The sequence below is a fragment of the Leucobacter sp. 7(1) genome (assembly GCF_900163635.1).
In the GTDB taxonomy this organism is placed as follows: Bacteria; Actinomycetota; Actinomycetes; order Actinomycetales; family Microbacteriaceae; genus Leucobacter.
This window is the reverse complement of sequence record NZ_FUID01000004.1, coordinates 57,003-77,467: the sequence shown is the minus strand read 5'-3', so window position 1 is coordinate 77,467 and position 20,465 is coordinate 57,003. Positions and strand designations below refer to the sequence as shown.

Below are 20,465 nucleotides of genomic sequence, written 5' to 3'. Positions count from 1 at the left end.
GAGCAACGCAGGGGAGTCTCGCGTGTGCGACAGCACAGGGCCCGTGTTCGGGAGGTCTGGTTTCCAGCCTCCCGAACACGGGCCCTGTGTGCTCTGCGGTCTTGGGTGATCCGCGGTGCTGTGCCTTCCTCGAGGGGGCGGAGAGTTAGCCCTGTGCGGCGCGGATTACCGTCGCAAGCTTCTGCGGGTGGCGCGTGGTGAGAATCCAATAGGGTGCCGGATCCGCCGGATCGATGTTGGTGATGCGAACACCGCGGTGGATCCAGCCGCGTACGAGCAGGTAGCTGCGGGCGTCGAGGCCTGGACCGATTGCGGCGCGCAGGCCTTCGGCCCCGAGAAGTTCGATGTCGCCGAGCTGTGAGACGGGGATTTCGGCGTGGCCGGCGATGAGGCGGTCGCCCACGACACGGATGGTGGGGGCGAGCAGGAGCAGCGTCACGGCCGCGATGAGGTAGACGATGATTCCCGCGGGGATCGCGATTGAGGCGTTGATCGGAGTGCACACGAGTGCCACCGCGGGGAGAAGGAGCATGAGGGCCAGGAACATGCCCGGTCCTGGAATCAGCCGTTCCCGGTAGCTCTGTTGGGCCTGGGATGCGGGGGCCGCCGGTGAGGCGGGAACGTCGCTCGTCATGTGTCCCATTATCCTCTGTGTCACCCCGAGAAGCCCTGAGTGTCGCCGTGGTGACCGAATCTGCGGGCCCGTGCCTGGGTTGATCCGATAACCTGGCGGAGTGACCGACGTAGTAGAGATCCCGATCCTTGCCGACACCCCGCCGCGCTATGCCCATCCGGGCGACGCTGGCGCCGATTTGATGGCGGCTGAGGCGGCGACGATCGCCCCGGGTGCCCGCGCGCTTATCGGGACCGGCGTGTCTATCGCCCTCCCCGAGGGGTACGCCGCCTTCGTGGTACCGCGGAGCGGTCTCGCCGCGAAACACGGCATCACGGTAGTGAACTCCCCGGGAACTGTTGACGCAGGTTACCGCGGTGAGATCAAGGTGACGCTGCTCAACACAGATCAGCACTCGACCTTCGAGGTTGAGCCGGGCGATCGCATCGCCCAGGTCATCATCATGCCGGTTTCGCGCGCCGTGTTCACACAGGTCGATGAGCTTCCTGACAGTGCGCGGGGGACCGGCGGCTTCGGTTCGACCGGGGTGCGGGGCTAGGTTTCGGCACGCTGCCATGTGGCGGCGCGCTCGGTGAGATGGAGCCCCACGGGGCGCAAACAAGGAGTGAAAAAGAGCATGAGCGACGACAAGAACGAACAGGACGCACCCGAACAGGAGGCGCCCGCGACAGGAGCCGCTGACGCGGTCGAGCTGCACGATGGTGGGCCCGATGAGGTCGACGACGCAAAGTCAGCTCCCGCCGACCGGGACGAGCGTGGCCCGTTCGATGTCTCCGAGGTCCCGGCGATGCGGCCATACGTCGACCTGGGCGGCATCAAGGTCGCTCCGCGTGAGGGATTGCAGCTTCGCCTCGAGGTCGATGAGCGCGCGAATCGCGTGGTCGCAGTTTCCCTTGAATATCAGGAGTCGTTGCTGCAGGTGCAGGCTTTCGCGGCACCGAAGACAACGGGGCTGTGGCACGGTGTCCGTGCCGATCTTGCGCAGCAGATGACGTCGCAGGGCGGCACAGTTGTTGAAGAAGAGGGCCCGCTCGGGGTTGAACTGTTCGTTGAGACGCCCGCGGGGGCGGAGCAGGGCGGCACGCGCCAGGTGCGTTTCATCGCTGTCGACGGCCCGCGGTGGATGCTGCGCGGCGTGATCATGGGCAAAGCGGCGACGGACTCCGCGGTGCGTGAGCGTGTGCTGGATCTGTTCCGTGAACTCGTGGTCGTGCGCGGCGATCAGCCGATGCCCCCGAGTGAGCTTCTGCCGCTGCGGGTGCCGGAGGGCGTCCAGGCCCAGCGTCAGCCGGGCCAGGCGTCAGCCGCGGCTCAGGACGGGGCGCAGCCCGCGTGAGTGCCGCTGCCCCGCAGGAGTCGGCGCCGGAACAGGGGAGTGGCGGTTCGAACGCTGACCCCAGCTCGCACGGACCGGCCGAATCGACCGGTGCCGAGGCGCTGGGACGCCTGGGGGGCATGGCGCGCGCCGTACAGGCGGGTGTCTCGGGTGAGGAGCTGAACGCGCAGAGCGTACTCGCAGCGATTGGTGGCTGGCGCGGCGTTGCCGAGACGCTCCTCCCGAGCCTGATCTTCTTGGGAATATTTGTCCCGACTCAGGATGCACGGCTCGCCGCAATCATCCCGGGGGTGCTCGCGGTGATCCTGTTCGTGATCCGACTGGTACGCCGGGAAACGCCAGTGTCAGCGCTCTCGGGCATGCTCGGGGTGGGAATCGCGGTCCTGATTACCCTCGTGACCGGCCGCGGCGTGGACTACTTCCTCTGGGGATTCGTAGTGAATGCAGCCTGGTCGCTCGGCTTGCTTGTCTCCCTCCTCATTGGCTGGCCAGCAATCGGACTTGTCATCGGGTTCCTCCGGGGAGACATGAAGGGGTGGCGACGGGATCTGCGACTGAAGCGCACAGGGACACTGCTCACGCTGCTCTGGCTTGCCATGTTCGTCGCGCGACTCGCCGTGCAGTTGCCGATGTATCTCTCGGAGCAGGTCGCGGCGCTTGGCACAGCCCGGATCGTGATGGGAACGCCGCTCTTTGTTGCAGTCATTGTGGTGACCTGGTTCGGGGTACGCCGGGTGACGAAATCATCTGATGATTCTCGGCCCGATAGTGTGGGGAGCATTGGGCAGACAGCCCCTCCGGAGTGACGGCAGTGTCCAGAATTTCGGTGTAGAGTTATCTTGACATCGAGATAAATTGGAGGAGCCTCATGGGAGCCGTCAACAGCTTCGACGCGAAGAGCACCCTCGCCGTCGGCGAGCAGGACTACGAGATCTACCGGATCGACCGAGTTCCAGGTCATGAGCGTCTGCCTTACAGCCTCAAGGTGCTGCTGGAGAACCTGCTGCGCACCGAAGACGGTGCCAACGTCACGAAGGCGCACATCGAAGCGCTGGGTGGCTGGGACTCCTCCGCAGAGCCGGACACCGAGATTCAGTTCACCCCCGCACGAGTGATCATGCAGGACTTCACCGGCGTGCCGTGTGTGGTCGACCTGGCAACCATGCGCGAGGCAGTCGTGGATCTGGGTGGTTCGCCGGATCAGATCAACCCGCTGGCACCCGCGGAGATGGTGATCGACCACTCGGTGATCTCTGACGTGTATGGCTCTTCTGACGCCGCTGCACGCAACGTGGAGATTGAGTACCAGCGCAACGGTGAGCGGTACCAGTTCCTTCGTTGGGGCCAGGGTGCCTTCGACGAGTTCAAGGTGGTCCCCCCGGGGACCGGCATCGTGCACCAGGTCAACATCGAGTACCTCGCGCGCATTACTTTCACCCGCACCGTCGAGGGACAGCTCCAGGCGTACCCCGACACCTGCGTCGGCACCGACTCGCACACCACGATGGAAAACGGCCTCGGCGTCCTCGGCTGGGGCGTCGGCGGCATCGAGGCTGAGGCAGCAATGCTCGGCCAGCCGATCTCCATGCTGATCCCGCGCGTCGTGGGCTTCAAGCTCTCGGGCAAGATCCCCGCGGGTGTCACCGCAACCGACGTGGTGCTCACCATCACGCAGATGCTGCGTCAGCACGGTGTGGTCGGCAAGTTTGTCGAGTTCTACGGCGAGGGCGTCGGCTCCGTGCCGCTCGCGAACCGCGCCACCATCGGCAACATGAGCCCCGAGTTTGGTTCGACCGCGGCAATGTTCCCGGTTGACGACGTGACGCTTGACTACCTGCGTCTCACGGGCCGCAGCGAAGAGCAGATCGCACTGATCAAGGCCTACACGCAGGCACAGGGCATGTGGCATAACCCGGCAGTCGAGCCCGAGTTCAGCGAGTACCTTGAGCTTGATCTCGGGACCGTGGTCTCCTCGATCGCTGGCCCGAAGCGCCCGCAGGATCGTATCGAGCTGACGTCCGCGAAGACGCAGTTCGAGACTGACCTGAAGAACTACGCCGCAGCGGCCAACCCCGCCAAGGTGAAGGATCAGGCTGGCAACGAGTTTGAGCTGGATCACGGCGCGGTCACTCTCGCCTCGATCACCTCCTGCACGAACACCTCGAACCCCTCGGTGATGCTTGCGGCTGGCGTGCTCGCACGCAACGCCGTCGCCAAGGGACTGAAGGCTCAGCCTTGGGTGAAGACGACGCTGGCTCCCGGCTCCAAGGTTGTCACCGACTACTACGAGAAGTCCGGTCTGAACCAGGACCTCGAGGCCCTTGGGTTCTACACGGTCGGCTATGGCTGCGTCACCTGCATCGGTAACTCGGGCCCGCTGAACGAGGAGATCTCGCACGCGGTCAACGAGAACGATCTCGCCGTCACGGCGGTCCTCTCGGGCAACCGTAACTTCGAGGGTCGCATCAACCCGGACATCAAGATGAACTACCTCGCGAGCCCCCCGCTCGTGATCGCGTACTCGCTTGCCGGCACGATGGACTTCGATTTCGATACGCAGGCACTCGGCCAGGATCAGGACGGAAACGACGTCTTCCTGCGCGACATCTGGCCGGACCCGACCGAGGTGCAGCAGATCGCTGACGCATCGATCGATTCCGACATGTTCACCTCGAAGTACGCCACGGTGTTCGACGGCGATGAGCACTGGACCTCGCTGCCCACTCCGGATGGCAACACCTTTGCGTGGGACGAGAAGTCGACGTACGTCCGCAAGGCACCCTACTTCGACGGCATGACCCTCGAGACCGTGCCGGTGACTGACATTTCGGGTGCCCGCGTGCTCGCAAAGCTTGGCGATTCGGTCACCACTGACCACATCAGCCCTGCAGGTAGCTTCCGGGCAGAGACCCCGGCCGGTCAGTACCTGATCGAGAACGGTATCGCGGTTCGCGACTTCAACACCTACGGCTCGCGTCGTGGCAACCACGAGGTCATGATTCGCGGCACCTTTGCGAACATCCGTCTGCGCAATCAGCTCCTGGCAAGCGAGAACGACGGCGCCGGCGTCGAGGGTGGCTTCACCCGCGACTTCACCCTCGAGGGCGGCCCCAAGTCGTACATTTACGATGCCTCGCAGAACTACCAGGCGGCAGAAATCCCGCTGGTTGTGCTCGGCGGTAAAGAGTACGGCTCCGGCTCGTCGCGCGACTGGGCTGCCAAGGGCACGCGCCTGCTGGGCGTCAAGGCCGTCATCACGGAGAGCTTCGAGCGCATTCACCGCTCGAACCTGATCGGTATGGGTGTCCTGCCGCTGCAGTTCCCCGTGGGCGAGAGCGCCGACTCGCTCGGTCTCGACGGCACTGAGACTTTCGAGATCTCGGGTGTCACGAAGCTCAACGAGGGCGTCACCCCCAAGACTGTCGCCGTGACCGCAACCAAGGCCGACGGCTCCACCGTCGCCTTTGACGCGATTGTGCGCATCGACACCCCGGGCGAGGCCGACTACTACCGCAACGGTGGCATCCTGCAGTACGTGCTCCGTTCGCTTGTGTAAGTCACACGCGTGATCGGCTGAGGCCCGGGTGCAGACGCACCCGGGCCTCAGCTGTTTCTCCAGACAGCTCTTCAGCCCTGCGGAAGCTCCGCACGGCGTCCGGCTGTCCGCGATGGGCGATCAGGGGATGCCCCTGCGGGTAGACTGTGGGGATGCCCCGGCGCTGACCGTGCGGGGCCGAAGGGGAGGTGTTCGGGTGGCGATCCTGGACGGAATCGACGGGCCGCGAGATCTCGACGACCTCACACCCGAGCAGTGCCGGTCGCTGGCCGCGGAGATCCGCGAGTTCCTGATCGCTGAGGTCGCGAAGACTGGCGGGCATCTCGGGCCGAACCTGGGTGTCGTAGAACTCACGATCGCGATGCATCGCGTCTTTGAGTCGCCGCGTGATCCTATTGTCTTCGACACCGGGCATCAGAGCTACGTGCACAAGATTTTGACCGGACGGCGCGATTTCGAGATGCTGCGCCGCCGCGGAGGTTTGGCGGGCTACCCGCAGCGCAGCGAGTCGGAGCATGACATCGTCGAAAGTTCGCACGCCTCGAGCTCGCTCAGTTGGGCCGACGGGATCTCCCGTGCATTCAATCGCACGGGACAGGCCGATCGGCACGTTGTCGCGCTTGTCGGAGATGGCGCCCTCACAGGTGGGATGACCTGGGAAGCACTGAACAACATCACGGACGACAACGACCGCAACCTCGTGATCATCGTGAACGATAACGGCCGCTCCTATGCGCCGACTATCGGAGGCATGGCACGGTTCCTGAACTCGGTGCGTTCCCGCGATTCCTATCGTGACCTGCAAGAGGGGAGCGAGAAGCTGTTCTCGCGATTCGGGCGCCCTGGGCAGACGTTGTACCGTGGTGCGCGCGGCGCACTGCACGGCTTCCTGAGCCGTGCGAGCAACAACGAACACCTCTACTCGAACCTCGACATTAAGTACCTGGGCCCGGTCGATGGACACGACCTTGCCGCCGTCGAAGAGGTGTTGCGACAGGCCAAAGGCTACGGTCGGCCGACCCTTGTCCACGTCATCACCGAGAAGGGGCGTGGGTACGCGCCGGCAGAAAACGATGAGGCGGATCAGTTCCACTCGGTCGGCCAGATCAACCCGGGCAACGGTGAACCCGTCGCGGTCTCACGTGGCCGGAGCTGGACCGGCGTGTTCCGTGAGCGCATGGTCGAGCTTGCCGATGAAAACGAGCGCATTGTGGCGCTCACCGCGGCAATGCTGGCACCCACGGGCCTTGACGCGATGGCAGAGAAGCATCCGAAGCGGGTGTATGACGTGGGGATCGCGGAACAGCACGCGGTGACGAGTGCGGCAGGCCTCGCCTACGGTGGACTGCACCCCGTCGTCGCGGTCTACGCCACGTTCATGAACCGCGCCTTCGACCAACTGCTCATGGATGTCGCGCTGCACCGCGCCGGTGTGACGTTCGCGCTGGATCGGGCGGGCCTCACCGGCCCTGACGGTGCAAGTCACAACGGCGTGTGGGATCTCGCGACTCTGCAGGTGGTTCCCGGGATCCGGATCGCCGCCCCGCGCGACGAAGCAACGCTGCGCGAGCTGCTCGGTGAGGCGACCGAAATTGACGATGGCCCGACCGTGGTGCGCTACCCGAAGGGGTCCGTGGGAGAGCCCATGCCCGCGATCCGACGCACCCCAGACGGCGTCGATGTGCTGCGTGAGGTGCCGCCGGAGGTCGAGGAGCGCGACGTGCTGTTCGTGACCGTCGGGCCCATGGCCGCCATCGCGCTGGAAGCGTCCGCGCTGCTCGAAGCCCAGGGGATCTCCTCAAGTGTGATCGACCCGCGCTGGGTCGTCCCGGTCGCAGACTCTGTCGTCGAGCTTGCACGCTCCCACCGCTTGGTCATCAGCATTGAGGATGGGATCCGCGTCGGCGGAGTCGGCACCAGGATCCGCCAGGCACTTCGCGACGCGGCAGTGGATACCGCGGTCAGTGAACTTGGGACCCCGGATGAGTTCCCCGAACACGCGAGCCGCGAAGAGCTCCTCGCTGACGCGGGATTGACCGCATCCCAGATCGCCGCGGATGCTTCCGCGCAGGTCCGCGGTGTAAAGATCCCGATCGCGCGGCCCGAACCGCGCCCGCTGGCGAGCGAGTAGCGTTATGGTCGCGCGGCGCACACCCCGTTTTCCGGTACTTGAACCACTCACGCTGCCACATCTTGAGCCGGCTGGTGAGCTGGTCCCCGGGGCCCGCGAGGACCACGACGGTATCGCGTTCTCTGAGCTCGACCTGGGTGAGGGCAACCTTGACGGAGCGAACTTCACCGAGTGCTCATTTCGGGGACTCACCGGGGACGCGCTCTCGCTCCGCGGCTCTCGCTTCACGGAGACCCAGTTCCAGGGGCTCAATATCCCGACGATCCGGGGTGCGCGCGTGCTGCTCCGAGACGTAGAGCTGATCGGATCTCGGGTGGGCGCACTCGACCTGCACGATGGCGAGGTCCGCTCGACGCTCTTCGCGGAGAGCAAGTTTGGCTGGGCCGGTTTTCGAGCCGCACGCCTCACCCGCGTAATCTTCCGTGGCTGCGTGTTCACAGAGCTCGATCTCACCGGGGCGACACTCGAGGGCGTCTCCTTCGAGGATTGCCGCACCGAGACCCTACAGGTCAACGCAGCCTCTCTCAGTAGCGTTGACCTTCGTGGACTCACGATTCTCGGTACCATTAGCGACGCGAAGGCGCTGCGCGGGGCGACGATCAGTTCGACACAGGCGGCGTCACTGACCCGTGTGTTCGCGCAGCATCTCGGCATCGCCGTCGACGACTGAGGGGCGGCCAGCGCGATGCGCTGACCACCCCTCACTCCGATGCCGTTGAGCGTTTAGCCCGCAGCTGCGATCCTGGGATCGTGGAAGGTCGCGCCGAACACGCGCTCACTCGCCCCAACCCTGTCGAGATACGGGGTCGCCCCGCCGGCCTGGAACGGCCAACCGGCCCCCAGGATCAGGCAGAGGTCAATGTCCTCTGCCGCCGCGACGACGCCCTCGTCGAGCATGATCTTGATCTCGCCCGCCAGCTCGTCTTCGACGCGGCGCAGGATCTCCGCCTCCGTGACGGCAGTGGAGCCGAGCTTCAGCGCCTTTTTCCCGGCCTTGGAGAGATCTTCGACCTTGCCCTGCTTCGACTTCACGAGGGGCGCCTCGACGTCGGCAAGTGCGTGCAGATTGGGAGAGGCGTAGAAGCGATCCGGGAACGCGCCAACCATCGTGTCCTGCACGTGGGCCGCGACCTTCCAACCCACCAGATCAATGAGCTCGAACGGCCCCATCGGGAGCCCAATCGGCGCAAGCGAACGCTCAACAACAGGAAGCGGGGTTCCCTCGTCGAGCGCGCGTGCGGCCTCACCCATCACCTTGGCAAGGAGACGGTTCACCACGAAGCCCGGGCGATCTGCCGTGATCACGGCGCTCTTACCCAGCTTGCGCGCAACCCCCATAGCCGTTGCGAGAGTGGCCTCGTCCGTCGCGGGCGTCTTCACGACCTCGATGAGCGGCATGACGGCGACCGGGTTGAAGAAGTGGAAGCCGACCAAGCGTTCCGGGTGTGCGAGGTTCGCGCCGATCTCCTCAACTGAGAGCGAGGAGGTGTTTGTTGCGATGACCGCGGTCTCCGAGATGATGGGCTCGATCTCGGCGAACACCTGCTGCTTGACGCCGAGTTCCTCGAACACCGCCTCGATGACCCAGTCGCAGTCTGCGAACAGGGTCTTGTCGGTGGTGCCGCTAACGAGAGCCTTCACCTGGTTTGCATCGTCGGAGCTGAGTCGGCCCTTCTCTGCCATCTTGTCGATCTCGCCTCGGATGTATTCGAGGCCCTTGTCGACGCGTGACTGGTCGAGGTCGGTGATGACCACGGGAACGCGCAGCTTCCGTGCGAAGAGCAGGGCGAATTGGCTTGCCATGAGCCCGGCACCGATCACGCCGACCTTCTGCACAGGCTTCGCGTGTGACTTGTCCGGGGCACCAGCGGGGCGCTTTGCGCGCTTTTGCACAAGGTCGAAGGCGTAGATCGATGCCACGAACTGGTCGCCGGCGATGAGCTCGGTGAGCGCATCATCCTCGCGCTCAAAACCGCGCTCAAGGTCATTGTCCTTCGCGGCGCTCAGCAGATCCAGCGCCAGGTAGGGGGCCTTCGCCGCGGTGCCGATACGCGCTTTCAGCGTGTCGCGGGCAATCTTGATTGCTGCCGGCCATTTGGTGAGGCGCTCGAGTTTGCCGGGGACGTGCGGGCGGGCGACCTTGGTCTTGCCGGTGAGCACGCCGTCCGCCCACACAAGCGACTCCTCGAGGAAGCTCGCTGCGCCAAACATTGCATCGAAGAGCCCCATCTCGGTGGCCTGCTTGGGCTTCAGCGTGCGGTTGTTCTTCAGCGGATTGGAGACAATGACCTCGAGAGCCTGTTCGATCCCAATCAGGTTGGGGACGATTGTTGCACCGCCCCAACCCGGGATGATGCCGAGGAAGACCTCGGGGAACGCGATGGCAGCGGCCGAGGCATCGACGGTGCGGTAGTTGCAGTGCAGCGCGATCTCCACCGCTCCGCCAAGCGCGAGTCCGTTGACGAATGCAAAGGAGGGGACCCCGAGGGTGCTGAGTTTGCCCAAGATATGGTGGCCGTACTGTGCCATGAGCCGGGCGTTCTCCGCGGTCGCGAGCGTCGAGACCTTGGAGAGATCCGCGCCCGCGGCGAAGATAAACTGCTTGCCGGTGATTGCAACGGCGGTGATCTCGCCAGCAGACGCGCGGTTCGCGAGTTCGTCGAGCACGCGTCCGAGCGCTTCGAGCGTGCGCGGACCCAGCGTATTGGGCCGTGTGTGATCGCGGCCGTTGTCGAGCGTGATGAGCGCGAGGGTGCCGCCGGAGGGCAGCGCCACGTCTCGCACGAAGGACTCGGTGATGACCTCGTCGGCCGACGCCGCGAGGAGGGGAGCGAAGTCGATGCTGCGGTAGTCAGTCATGTTGTGTTACTTGCCCTTCTTGCCGTCGAAGTGGGGGTTCTCCCAGATAGCCGTGCCGCCCTGGCCGAGGCCGACGCACATCGCGGTGACGCCGTAGCGGACGTCGGGGCGCTGTGCGAACTGACGGGCAAGCTGGATCATCAGCCGGACGCCGGATGCCGCGAGTGGGTGCCCGATCGCGATCGCGCCGCCCCACGGGTTGATGCGGGGATCCTCGTCAGCGATGCCGAAGTGATCGGTGAAGGAGAGTACCTGCACGGCGAAGGCCTCGTTCAGTTCGAAGAGCCCGATGTCGGAGATCGTCAGTCCCGCCCGCTTGAGCGCCTTTTCTGTGGACGGGACCGGGCCGAGGCCCATAACCTCGGGCTCGACGCCTGCAAAGGCGAATCCAACGAGGCGCATCTTGGCATTGAGTCCCAGTTCCCGCGCGGTGTCAGCGCCGGCCATGAGCGACATCGTGGCACCGTCGGTCAGCGGCGAGGAGGTACCCGCCGTGACGCGGCCGTGCGGCCGGAACGGCGTCTTGAGGCCCGCGAGTACCTCCATCGTGGTCTGCGGACGGCGGCCTTCATCTTCGGTAGCGAGGCCCCAGCCTGCGGCTGAGCGGGTGGCAACCGGCACGAGGTCTGCCTGAATGTCGCCACGATCATAGGCAGCCTGCACCTTATGCTGGCTCAGCATGCCGAAGCGATCGGCGCGCTCTTTGGTGAGTGCGGGGAAGCGGTCGTGGAGACGCTCAGCCGTCAGTCCCATGTTGAGTGCATCCGGGCTCACGAGCTTTTCCGCCACAAAGCGGGGGTTCGGATCCGCGTCAAGGCCGAGCGGGTGGCGACCCATGTGCTCGACACCGCCGGCAACAGCAATGTCATATTGGCCGGATCCAATTGCGGCACCCATAAATGAGGCCACAGTCAGTGCGCCGGCGCACATGCGGTCCAGGGCGAAACCCGGTACCGTCAGCGGCACGCCCGCGAGCATGGAAACGGTGCGACCGAGTGTCAATCCCTGGTCGCCCTGCTGGGTTGTCGCCGCAATCCCGACATCGTCGATGCGATCGAGGGGGAGCGACTCATTCCGAGCCAACAGCCCCTGAAGCGCCTTGACCGCGAGGTCGTCGGCGCGCGTTCCCGCGTACATGCCTTTGTCACCCGCGCGTCCGAAGGGGGTGCGCACCCCGTCCACGAACACGACATCTCTCATTGCGGCCACTTCGCCTCCATCAGGTATGTGAATCTGCCTGTCTCCATATTAGGGACGGAGTCTCATTCTTGGGGCATGCCGTGAGGGATCGGCGGAACTTCGCGGAAAACCGGGGCGTTGCTTATCGCATGTCTACAAAAGCGCCGGCAATAATTGGTGCAACAATTCCAACTTGCCACTCCCGTGCTCCGAGCTCCCTGAGACGGAGTGCGATATTTTCAGCGCTCGGATCTGCGGGCGGCCGCCACACCAGCCGGCGCAGATGATCCGGGGTGAGGAGGTTCTCAATCGGGATACCCTGGTGCTCGGCCTCGGCCTCAACCGCGGCCCGTGCGGCCGCGAGACGCTCCGCGGCTTCCGGGTGGCGCTGCGCCCAGCCTCGGTGATGCGGGATCGCGTCCGGGTCACGGGGCTTCGTGCCCGGGAGATCCTCCGTTGTCTTCCCAGCGAGCACGGCCCGCCACCAGCGATCCAGCTCGGTGCGGCTCGCGCGGCCCTTAAACGTCGCGAGCCGAGATAGATCGTTCTTAGAACGCGGATTCGCGACGGCCGCGGAGACCACGGACGAGTCAGGGATGAGCCGGCCTGGGGCGACATCGCGCTCGCGGGCAAGCTCGTCGCGGGCCACCCACAGCTCGCGTGCGAGCGCGAGGCTCCGGGGCGATTTCAGTGCGTGGCTACCGGAGAGCTTGCGCCAGGGTTCCGCGGCTTTCGGCTTCGCAGGCTTGGTACGTACGGCCTCGAACTCCTGCCGGGCAAACTCGGTTTTCCCCTGAGCCTCGAGGTCCGCGGCGACCGCGTCGCGAAGATCCGGCAGGAGGGCCACGTCGAGCGCCGCATATTCCAGCCAGGATTCGGGCAGCGGACGCTGGGACCAATCGGCTGCGGAGTGCGCTTTTTCGAGGTGGATGCCGAGGAGCTGTTCCACAATGGCTCCGAGTCCGACCCGGTCGTAGCCGAGGAGGCGCGCAGCGAGTTCGGTGTCGAAGAGTCGATCGGGGTGGAGGCCGAGCTCGTCGAGACAGGGAATGTCCTGGCTTGCGGCATGGAGGATCCATTCCTCCTCGCTGAGTACTTCGGCAAGCGGGGCGAAAGACGAAATCCCGACGGGATCGAAGAGGAAGGGCGTGGTGCCGCGGCGATACACCTGCACGAGGTACGCTTCAGCGCCGTATGTGAAGCCCGAAGCTCGTTCGGCGTCCACACCGACGGGGCCAGTTCCCGCGGCAATGAGTGCTGCAGCGGCTTGCAACCCCTCGTCGTCGGTGATCAGCGACCAGTTGGTCTCGAGTTCCGACTGTTCAACCACGGGTATTGCGCTCCTCAGGTGACCGGCGCGTCCGTCGCGCCGAGATCGATTCGACTCCCTCCGCGTGTGGGAGTCCGGCGAGCAAGCAAATGAGCTCAGACCAGGCTTCCGCGTGTGCGGTGAAATCTGTGCCGAGCGGCGACCAGGAGGCGCGCAGCTCGATTTGAGCGGCATCGCCCCTCGACTCAAGCGTACCGAATCCGCTTGAAATCGTCTTTGTCGCGGTGCCAGAGAGGGCCGTGTGCCGCGCTTCGCGCGTGTCCAGCGCGTCAACGAGCCAGGACCACGCAACATCCGAGATGAAGGGATCCACACCGATCTCAAGCTCGAGCGGTGCGTGCGCGAAACACACAATGCGGAACGGACCACCCCACTCCTCAACCGATCCGGGGTCATGCATGAGGATCAACCGGCCCGCGCCATAGGGGGAGTCCAACGCAATGTCCGCGGCGTGACCGCGACGGGGACCACGCGCCACTCCAGCAGCGAGGGCCATGGAGTCTGGTGCCACCCGCTCGGGGGGCGCGATCTCCTGGCACACGAGCTCGCTACGCAGCCGCGCAGTCCTCAGCTGTTCGGCGGCGACGCTGAATTCGAGCGTGGGTCCGCCGATCATTGCCATCACACTCGTGAGACTAGAGTTCTCTGTGAATCATCGGGCGAAGCCACGCCGCGGAGCGTCGGATCACCGCGGCGGCGGTGTGTCGGGGTGCGCCACTCGGGCAGGGTCGGGGAAGGTTGACGGTATGCGGAACTGGGAACGGGCGGTGGGTCGCGCGATCGGAATCGGTGTCGGCGCGGTGGCGGTGGGTGCCGCGGGACTGCTCGCGGGCGGAACGGCGCTGGCGCGCCGAGTGGTCACGCCTGAACTCACGGCAGCCGAGCCCGTCACCGTGACACGGATTTCCCGGGACGGTGAACGAGTGCTTGTGTGGCTGACCGGGCACCACGCGGAACTCCCCGGGCAGTACTCCTTGCTTTTTGACAGGGGTCACGGGCACGCGCGCCTAGGTCCGGTCGCGCAGCAGGGTGTCGATGGCACGGCGCGAGAAGTACTTCAGGTGGATCGGGGGAGCCTCACACCGGGACTGCGCGGCCGACTGACAGGGTGGTGGTACTCGGATCCCGAAGCATTGGGACTCAGTTGCGAGCGGATCACCTACCCCACCGAGCTGGGCGATGCCGAGGCCTGGGTGCTGCGACCGCGCCGCGCCAAGCGAGGACGCTGGGCAGTGCACGTACACGGACGTGGGGCACTTCCCGAAGAGACGCTTCGCGGCGTGCCGCCGTTGGCCCGAGCGGGCGTCTCGAGTCTTGTCATTTCCTACCGCAACGACCCAGGAGCCCCAGGGGGCGAGTTTGGGCGCTACGGTGTCGGGGTTGCCGAAAGTCGGGACGTCGATGCTGCGCTCGCAGAAGTGCGGCGTCGCGGGGCCGAACGTGTGACGCTGTTCGGGTGGTCGATGGGCGGAACCGCGGTGCTGCGATCCGCCACGACGGGTCCGTATGCGGCGCTCATTGACGGACTCATCTTGGACTCGCCCGCGGTCGATTGGCCTGCGTTGCTGCGGCATCAGGCCGCGGGGGTGCCGGTTCCGCGCCCGTTTGCGGAGGTTGGGATCGAGCTCCTGCAGCGGGGTCTCGTGAAGGCCGGGGAGCCCGGTGGCATCGACTTTCCCAGTCTGAGCCCCGAGCGTGTGGCCGAGGCGTTGCAGGTCCCGACGCTGATTCACGCAAGCCGCGGGGACACGTTTGTCCCGAGTGCCGGAGCCGAGGAGTTGGCTGCGGCCCGGCCAGAACTTGTTCAGCTGCGGCTGCAGCGCGAGGGGGAGCACGTGCGGCTCTGGAATACGGATCCGGAGTCGTGGGAGCGGGCCACCGAACAGTTTGTACGTGCCCTGCCGCGTCCAGCCTGGCGCGGGGAACTCCCCACACCGCCCGTGCGGCTAGACTAATTCGCGATGTCCACTGAACAGCAGCACAGCGCCGCGCGCCTCGTCGATCGACGGCCCACAATCTCGGGAACAGAAATCGTGGCGACACTGGTGCCGCCACGACAGTTCGATCACGCCTCCTTCGAGTCGTACCGACCGGATCCCGATCACCCGTCTCAAGCGGAAGCGCGGGACCTCCTGCAGGCGTTTGCCGGATCCGGTGCTCCCGCGGCGCGCAGCGGTGGTCTTTTCGGGTTCGGGCGCAAGAAGCAGGCGGCCCCAGTGGAGGCACCCAAGCCTGGCGTCTACCTTGACGGTGGCTTTGGCGTGGGCAAGACCCACCTCCTCGCGGCGACCTGGCATGCCACGGCCGGTCGCAAATACTTCGGAACGTTCATCGAGTACACGGCACTCGTGGGCGCGCTCGGTTACGCGGGTGCCGTCGGCGTCTTGCAGGGTGCCCGCCTCATCTGCATCGATGAATTCGAGCTCGACGACCCGGGCGACACGATGCTCATGACGCGTCTGATCGGGGATCTCACGTCCACGGGATCGCGGATCGTCGCGACCTCGAACACGCCGCCCAACGCCCTCGGAGAGGGCCGCTTCGCCGCCTCAGATTTCATGCGCGAGATCCAGGCGATGTCGGATCGATTCCGCACGATCCGGATCGACGGTGTGGACTATCGCCAGCGCGACATTCAAGGTGATGCCCGGGTGCTCGAGCCTGACGCCTACCGTTTCGCGCTCGCGGACGTTGCCGCATCGGGCGAGCGCATGACCGACGATGACTTCTCGGAGCTCACCGCACACCTCGCGACGGTGCACCCGTCCGCGTACTCGGGGTTGCTCACCGGAGTCGACTGCATCGGGCTCCGCGACGTACACGAGCTCACTGATCAGTCGGCCGCGCTTCGCTTCGTCGCGTTCATCGACCGTGTCTACGATGCGCAGATTCCGATCCGTGCCACGGGAGTCTCACTGACCTCCATCTTTGGCGGGGGCATGATCGACGGTGGGTACCGCAAGAAGTACCTGCGCTGCATCTCCCGCTTGAATGCACTGACCGCGAGCGAGACCGCGGCATGAGCGGCTCTTCCGGGCGGTGGGCTGACTTCTTGAGGTCATTCCTCGACGCGTTTCTTCGCGCCGCCCGGAAGGGGACTGAGCAGCCTGGGAACGCGCAGCCTGGGAAAACGAAATCCGGGAAAACGCCGTCCGGTCGGCGGACCGGAGGGGCACCGAAGCCCTCGGATACCGCCGAGCGTTCGGGGGTTCGATCCGGCGCCACGGAACGCGACTATGACTACTCCGAAAGCCCCGGCCAATATGGCGACGGGGCGACCCGCGACCTCACCGCGGCCGAGACTCGCGGGCTGCGCGTGAGCTATGCGCCGCAGGTTGACGGGGACCCTGATCCCGGCGAAATCGTCTGGACCTGGGTGCCCTACGTCGAAAATGACGGCCGCGGCAAGGACCGGCCGGTGCTCATCATTGCCCGGCTCGACGTCGATACCACGGCGGGGTGCTACCTGAGCACCAAACAGCATCGTGACTTCGTGTCGATCGGATCCGGCCCGTGGGATAGCCAGGGTCGGGAGAGCTTCCTCTCCCCGGAGCGTCTGCTTCGCGTGACACACGACGGCATGCGGCGTGAAGGCACCGTGCTGCCTCGCGAACGGTTTGAGCCCGCAGTGGCCGCACTGCTGCGCGCTCGCGGACTGTCAGGCTAGTCGCCCACTACCCCGGTTGCGTGGGGGACCCGGCTAGTGGATCGTGCAGAACGGATGTCCGACCGGATCGAGATAGACCCGGAATCCATCCTGGGAATCAACGAGCCGCGCCCCCAAATCGAGAAGCGGGTCCTCCGCCGAGGCCAGATCCGGCACCGCAATGTCGAGATGCAGCTGCTGTGCACCCGTTTCGCCAGGCCACACGGGTGGCTCATAGCCCGGCACCAATTGGAACCCGATCCGGAGTCCACCGCCGGGAAGGATGAGGTCGACCCAGTCGTCACCGTCCGGTTCGATCACCCCGCCGAGTACGCCACGATAGAACTCCGCGAGGGAGACGGGGTCAGGGCAATCGAAGATCACTCCTGTGAGGGAACCGATCGGTCGTGCGTCGCTCATCTGCGATCCTCTCGTGCGCGTTGTGCCTCTAGTGTGGCGGGAAAACCCACGCTCGTCACCCCTCAATTGCCTACGGCCCGCAGTCACAGTTCGACTTCCCTGTACAAAACCTTTTCAGACACTACGGAACGCGCCATAATAGCCTCAAGCGGTCGAATCGTTCGGCGGCGCGTCACATGCGAAGGATGGGCAGATGAGCATCGAAGATCTCAGCAAAAAGGCCGGCGAAGTTGCTGGCAAGGTGGGCGAGTTTGCGAAGGAGAACGCTGACAAGGTCAGTGAGGCACTCAAGAGCGACCAGGCCGAGTCGATCAGCGACAAGATCCTCGACGGTGCCGCTGACCTCGCCAACAAGGTGACCGGCGGCAGCCACGCCGACAAGATCGCCGAGGTTCGCGACAACCTCGACGGCAAGATCGGGAATCAGTAACTCAACAACCGAGCGGGCCGGGTCACCTTTTCGGGGGCCTGGCCCGCTCGTCTGTTCCCGGAGGCGGTGCCGTCGTGAAGGGCGAGACAGGTGACCGCGAAATCCGGAGCAAGATTGCCGCCGGAATGTTCTTCAGGGGAGTCCTGCTGGGGTGCGCTGTGACCTATTTCTCGGCGTCTTGGAACGGGGCTTCGGTCCTCTGGGGCCGTGCGCTGACCTTGATCCTCGCAGCGGCCACCGTGACAGGAAACATCAATGCGGTCGTCGATGCCGGTCAGGGGCAGCTTGGGATTGGCGGTCCCGCGGTCGACTGAGTGGGCATGAGAGCCGATGGGGGACAGCTGCCCTAAATCTGTGTGTGCCCTGGTTGCGTGAGATCCGCTTGGAGTGCGGCGTAGACAAGTGTGTCCGTCCACTCTCCTTTGCTCCACCAGTTCTGCAAGAAGTGGGCCTCCCTACGTAGCCCGACGCGTTGAGCGAGGCGCGCGGAGGCCGTATTGCGGGCATCGAGTTGTGCAACAATTCGGTGGAGCTTGTGCGTTTCGAACGCCCACGTGAGCACCGCCGAAACCGCTTCAGTTGCGAGCCCCGAACCGCCGGCGGCCGGATCCAGCACCCAGCCGATCTCAGCTTGGCCGCGCTCTGGTTCTGTGAGCCACAATTGCACGTCGCCGACGACGCGGCCATCATGCTCGATCACTAGGGAAACCGCGTGATCGCCGCTTGTCAAGGACACCTGCGGGAGGCGCTTGGCGACCTGGCGGTCGGCGTCCGTGGGGCTCCAAGGCTCTTCTAGGAGGTAGCGTGCGACGCCAGGTTGACGGTACACGTTGTAGAGGGCTTCGGTGTCAGCGAGCTTGTGCGGGCGCAGGATCAGTCGATCCGTCGAGATTCGGAGCTCCGCCTCAGGGGTGAGGTCCCGCGAGTAGTGGCGTGTGCGTGCGGTCGCACCGGCGGGCGTCGTGCTGTTGCCTTCGCCCGTCGAACGGAATCCCGCGCCTTCCAAGCTCCGCGCGGACGCCGTGTTTTCCGGGATTGTGCGCGCGGTGAGGATCTCAATGCCGCTGCGCCGGGCCAGCTCCGCGGCAAGAAAGAGCGCGGCGCGTGCGCGGCCCTTTCCCCGGTGCGCCGGATGCACCCAGAAGCCGACTTCGGCGGTGCGGCCAAGCTCAGTATCAGCGACATTGAACAGGACCAGGCTTCCCGCGAACTCGTCCGTGTCGGGATCCGCGATTGTGAGTACGAAGAGGGTGCCATTGGCGAGGCCCTCGGCAATTGGTCCGGCGATGAGCGCAGTCACCGACTCGGGGGTATACCGCGGTTCGGGGAGCTGGGCCCAGGCCCGCGTGACCGGATCTTCAGCACCTTGGGCGTAGGCCGTTGCGTCCCCGTGGTGCATGAGGCGGAGGCTGGCGTGGACTGCTGTGAAGGGCAAGAGTGTTGCGTCGAGCATTTTCTAAAGTTAACATAGTTCGGTTATGGTGAAGCCGTGAGTTACTGGGAACACATGAAACCGATTCAGCGCCGCAGGGCGGTGGATCTGGTCGCGCTCTCGGAAGCCGCGGCCGCGCTACTCGATGCGGGCGGACTCCGAGCACTCACCGTCCGCGCGGTCGCGGCACGGCTCGAGGTCACCCCTGCGAGCCTCTACTCGCGTGTACGCGGCGTCGACGATCTGTTCGATCTCGCGCTCGACGCCACCCTTGGCGCGGACGTGGAATGTGCGGCCGCGATCGCGGGGACCAACTTCGCGGAGCTGATGGGCGCGTACTACCGGCATCTCGTACGGCATCCCTGGGCTTGCCAGGTGATTGCGGCTCGCGCCCCGCGAGGTCCGCACTATCTCGCCCTCTCCGAACGTATGGTGGTGCTGCTCGAAGCACGAGGTGCGACCGACCCACTCGCGACGGCGTATACGGTTTCAAACTTTGTCATCGGCAGCGCCACCACCACACCGATGGCGGCGTCCGAACTCGCGGCTCCGATCCCGGGGGACCGCGCGCCGCGCTACGCGGAGCTGCACGCCGCACAGGGGCTCGACCCAGAGCGGCTTCTGCACTCAGGTATCCAAGCGTTGCTCGCGGCGGTCGAGGATCCGACTGTCTGATCCTGCCGCTTGCGCGCATGGAAATGACTTTCCCGAGCGTCGTGCCGCAGAGCTATGCTGACGAGCATGATTGGCGGGGACGGCGACGAATCACAATCAGCGTTGCACCGGACTCCCAGGGCATCTCAACTTCTCAACGTAGAGGCGAGGATTCCTGTGCCGGCGGATCGTGTGCTCGTCTGTGGGGTGAGTGGGTCGGGGAAGACAACCTTGGCCCGCGCGCTAGGGGATCGGTGGGCGCTGCGGCATACGGAGATTGATGCGCTCTACCACGGGCCGAACTGGGTACCCCGACCCGAGTTTCTCGCGGATGTGGAGCGGTTTGCGGGGGAGGAGCGCTGGGTCACGGAGTGGCAATACATAAGCAAGGGAGCCGGGGAGATCCTGGAGCCGCGTGCGCAACTTGCCGTGTGGCTCGACTATTCGCGCTCCGTGGTGCGCTGGCGTCTCTTCCGACGTACCTTCGCACGCAGTTTTGCCCGGAAGTCGCTGTGGAACGGGAACCGAGAGGGGAGTGTGTGGCGCATGTTCTCGCGCAACCCCGAGCGGAACATCCTCGCCTGGCAGACCAAGACGATGCACTCCTGGCGCGCCAAAATGCCGGCTGCCCTCGCCCGCAACCCGCACCTCACCGTGGTGCGGCTGCGTACCCCGAGGGAGGCGCGGAACTGGCTAGCGGGTCTCCCCATTCGTGACCCACGGTGAATCTGCAGCGTTCGCGAGTGCCGCGAGGCCACTGGGTCAGGTCTGCTCCTTGGGGGAATGAAAAAGACCCGGCCTGGGCCGGGTCTTTGGGAGTGCGCGATACTGGGATCGAACCAGCGTGGCACTCTCGGG

20 protein-coding genes are annotated in these 20,465 nt (G+C 65.3%); 13 read left to right on the top strand and 7 right to left on the bottom strand.

Going from position 1 to position 20,465, the window contains the following annotated elements:
- Window positions 1-145: 145 nt before the first annotated feature.
- Entirely contained in the window at window positions 146-634 is a 489-nt protein-coding gene (locus FM113_RS01255) for a DUF3093 domain-containing protein (protein WP_087010668.1), read from the bottom strand.
- Between the two features lie 100 nt (window positions 635-734).
- Here FM113_RS01255 and dut point away from each other — a divergent pair, with 100 nt between their 5' ends.
- The 6 genes from dut to FM113_RS01225 all read left to right on the top strand — a co-directional run bounded on the left by dut (window position 735) and on the right by FM113_RS01225 (window position 8,327).
- Window positions 735-1,172, top strand: coding sequence for a dUTP diphosphatase (dut, locus tag FM113_RS01250; RefSeq protein ID WP_087010666.1), 438 nt, complete (start codon window positions 735-737; stop codon window positions 1,170-1,172).
- 78 nt (window positions 1,173-1,250) lie between these two features.
- Window positions 1,251-1,970: a DUF3710 domain-containing protein gene (locus tag FM113_RS01245; protein WP_087010664.1), complete on the top strand. Its 720-nt coding sequence runs from the start codon at window positions 1,251-1,253 to the stop codon at window positions 1,968-1,970.
- Window positions 1,967-2,776: a DUF3159 domain-containing protein gene (locus FM113_RS01240; RefSeq protein ID WP_087010662.1), complete on the top strand. Its 810-nt coding sequence runs from the start codon at window positions 1,967-1,969 to the stop codon at window positions 2,774-2,776. Before FM113_RS01245 ends, FM113_RS01240 begins: the two co-directional genes overlap by 4 nt.
- Before the next feature lie 62 nt (window positions 2,777-2,838).
- Window positions 2,839-5,526, top strand: a complete 2,688-nt coding sequence (gene acnA, locus FM113_RS01235; RefSeq protein WP_087010660.1) for an aconitate hydratase AcnA — start codon at window positions 2,839-2,841, stop codon at window positions 5,524-5,526.
- 196 nt (window positions 5,527-5,722) lie between these two features.
- On the top strand, window positions 5,723-7,657 hold the full coding sequence (gene dxs / locus FM113_RS01230) for a 1-deoxy-D-xylulose-5-phosphate synthase (protein ID WP_087010658.1): 1,935 nt from the start codon (window positions 5,723-5,725) through the stop codon (window positions 7,655-7,657).
- 4 nt (window positions 7,658-7,661) lie between these two features.
- Window positions 7,662-8,327, top strand: coding sequence for a pentapeptide repeat-containing protein (locus FM113_RS01225; protein ID WP_087010656.1), 666 nt, complete (start codon window positions 7,662-7,664; stop codon window positions 8,325-8,327).
- Window positions 8,328-8,380: 53 nt separating this feature from the next.
- Here FM113_RS01225 and FM113_RS01220 read toward each other — a convergent pair whose 3' ends face one another.
- The 4 genes from FM113_RS01220 to FM113_RS01205 form a co-directional block, all read right to left on the bottom strand.
- Window positions 8,381-10,516 (bottom strand): 3-hydroxyacyl-CoA dehydrogenase NAD-binding domain-containing protein, encoded by a 2,136-nt coding sequence (locus FM113_RS01220; RefSeq protein ID WP_087010653.1) that lies wholly within the window; start codon window positions 10,514-10,516, stop codon window positions 8,381-8,383.
- Between the two features lie 6 nt (window positions 10,517-10,522).
- Window positions 10,523-11,725 (bottom strand): thiolase family protein, encoded by a 1,203-nt coding sequence (locus FM113_RS01215; protein WP_087010651.1) that lies wholly within the window; start codon window positions 11,723-11,725, stop codon window positions 10,523-10,525.
- Between the two features lie 112 nt (window positions 11,726-11,837).
- Window positions 11,838-13,031, bottom strand: coding sequence for an HRDC domain-containing protein (locus FM113_RS01210; protein WP_087010773.1), 1,194 nt, complete (start codon window positions 13,029-13,031; stop codon window positions 11,838-11,840).
- Entirely contained in the window at window positions 13,018-13,647 is a 630-nt protein-coding gene (locus FM113_RS01205; protein WP_087010649.1) for a DUF3000 domain-containing protein, read from the bottom strand. Before FM113_RS01205 ends, FM113_RS01210 begins: the two co-directional genes overlap by 14 nt.
- Window positions 13,648-13,771: 124 nt before the next feature.
- Here FM113_RS01205 and FM113_RS01200 point away from each other — a divergent pair, with 124 nt between their 5' ends.
- The 3 genes from FM113_RS01200 to FM113_RS18360 are packed head-to-tail and all read left to right on the top strand — an operon-like array spanning window position 13,772 to window position 16,692.
- A complete protein-coding gene (locus tag FM113_RS01200) occupies window positions 13,772-14,980 on the top strand; it encodes a S9 family peptidase (RefSeq protein WP_087010647.1) in 1,209 nt (402 codons plus the stop codon).
- A gap of 6 nt (window positions 14,981-14,986) precedes the next feature.
- On the top strand, window positions 14,987-16,048 hold the full coding sequence (zapE, locus tag FM113_RS01195; protein ID WP_087010645.1) for a cell division protein ZapE: 1,062 nt from the start codon (window positions 14,987-14,989) through the stop codon (window positions 16,046-16,048).
- On the top strand, window positions 16,045-16,692 hold the full coding sequence (locus tag FM113_RS18360) for a type II toxin-antitoxin system PemK/MazF family toxin (protein WP_254908810.1): 648 nt from the start codon (window positions 16,045-16,047) through the stop codon (window positions 16,690-16,692). The genes zapE and FM113_RS18360 overlap by 4 nt, the downstream gene beginning before the upstream one ends.
- A gap of 33 nt (window positions 16,693-16,725) precedes the next feature.
- On the opposite strand, the gene FM113_RS01185 is transcribed toward FM113_RS18360, so the two are convergent.
- On the bottom strand, window positions 16,726-17,091 hold the full coding sequence (locus tag FM113_RS01185) for a VOC family protein (RefSeq protein ID WP_087010643.1): 366 nt from the start codon (window positions 17,089-17,091) through the stop codon (window positions 16,726-16,728).
- A gap of 193 nt (window positions 17,092-17,284) precedes the next feature.
- On the opposite strand from FM113_RS01185, the gene FM113_RS01180 reads away from it, so the two are divergent.
- Complete coding sequence (locus FM113_RS01180; protein WP_087010641.1) at window positions 17,285-17,521, top strand: Rv0909 family putative TA system antitoxin; 237 nt, start codon at window positions 17,285-17,287, stop codon at window positions 17,519-17,521.
- Window positions 17,522-17,595: 74 nt separating this feature from the next.
- Complete coding sequence (locus tag FM113_RS01175) at window positions 17,596-17,835, top strand: hypothetical protein (protein ID WP_087010639.1); 240 nt, start codon at window positions 17,596-17,598, stop codon at window positions 17,833-17,835.
- 32 nt (window positions 17,836-17,867) lie between these two features.
- On the opposite strand, the gene FM113_RS01170 is transcribed toward FM113_RS01175, so the two are convergent.
- Entirely contained in the window at window positions 17,868-18,974 is a 1,107-nt protein-coding gene (locus tag FM113_RS01170) for a GNAT family N-acetyltransferase (RefSeq protein WP_087010637.1), read from the bottom strand.
- A 36-nt stretch (window positions 18,975-19,010) separates the two neighbouring features.
- Between FM113_RS01170 and FM113_RS01165 the strand changes: the two genes are divergently transcribed.
- Both FM113_RS01165 and FM113_RS01160 read left to right on the top strand, forming a co-directional pair.
- Window positions 19,011-19,628 (top strand): TetR/AcrR family transcriptional regulator, encoded by a 618-nt coding sequence (locus FM113_RS01165; protein WP_254908809.1) that lies wholly within the window; start codon window positions 19,011-19,013, stop codon window positions 19,626-19,628.
- A gap of 210 nt (window positions 19,629-19,838) precedes the next feature.
- A complete protein-coding gene (locus FM113_RS01160; protein WP_254908808.1) occupies window positions 19,839-20,333 on the top strand; it encodes an AAA family ATPase in 495 nt (164 codons plus the stop codon).
- Window positions 20,334-20,465: the final 132 nt, after the last annotated feature.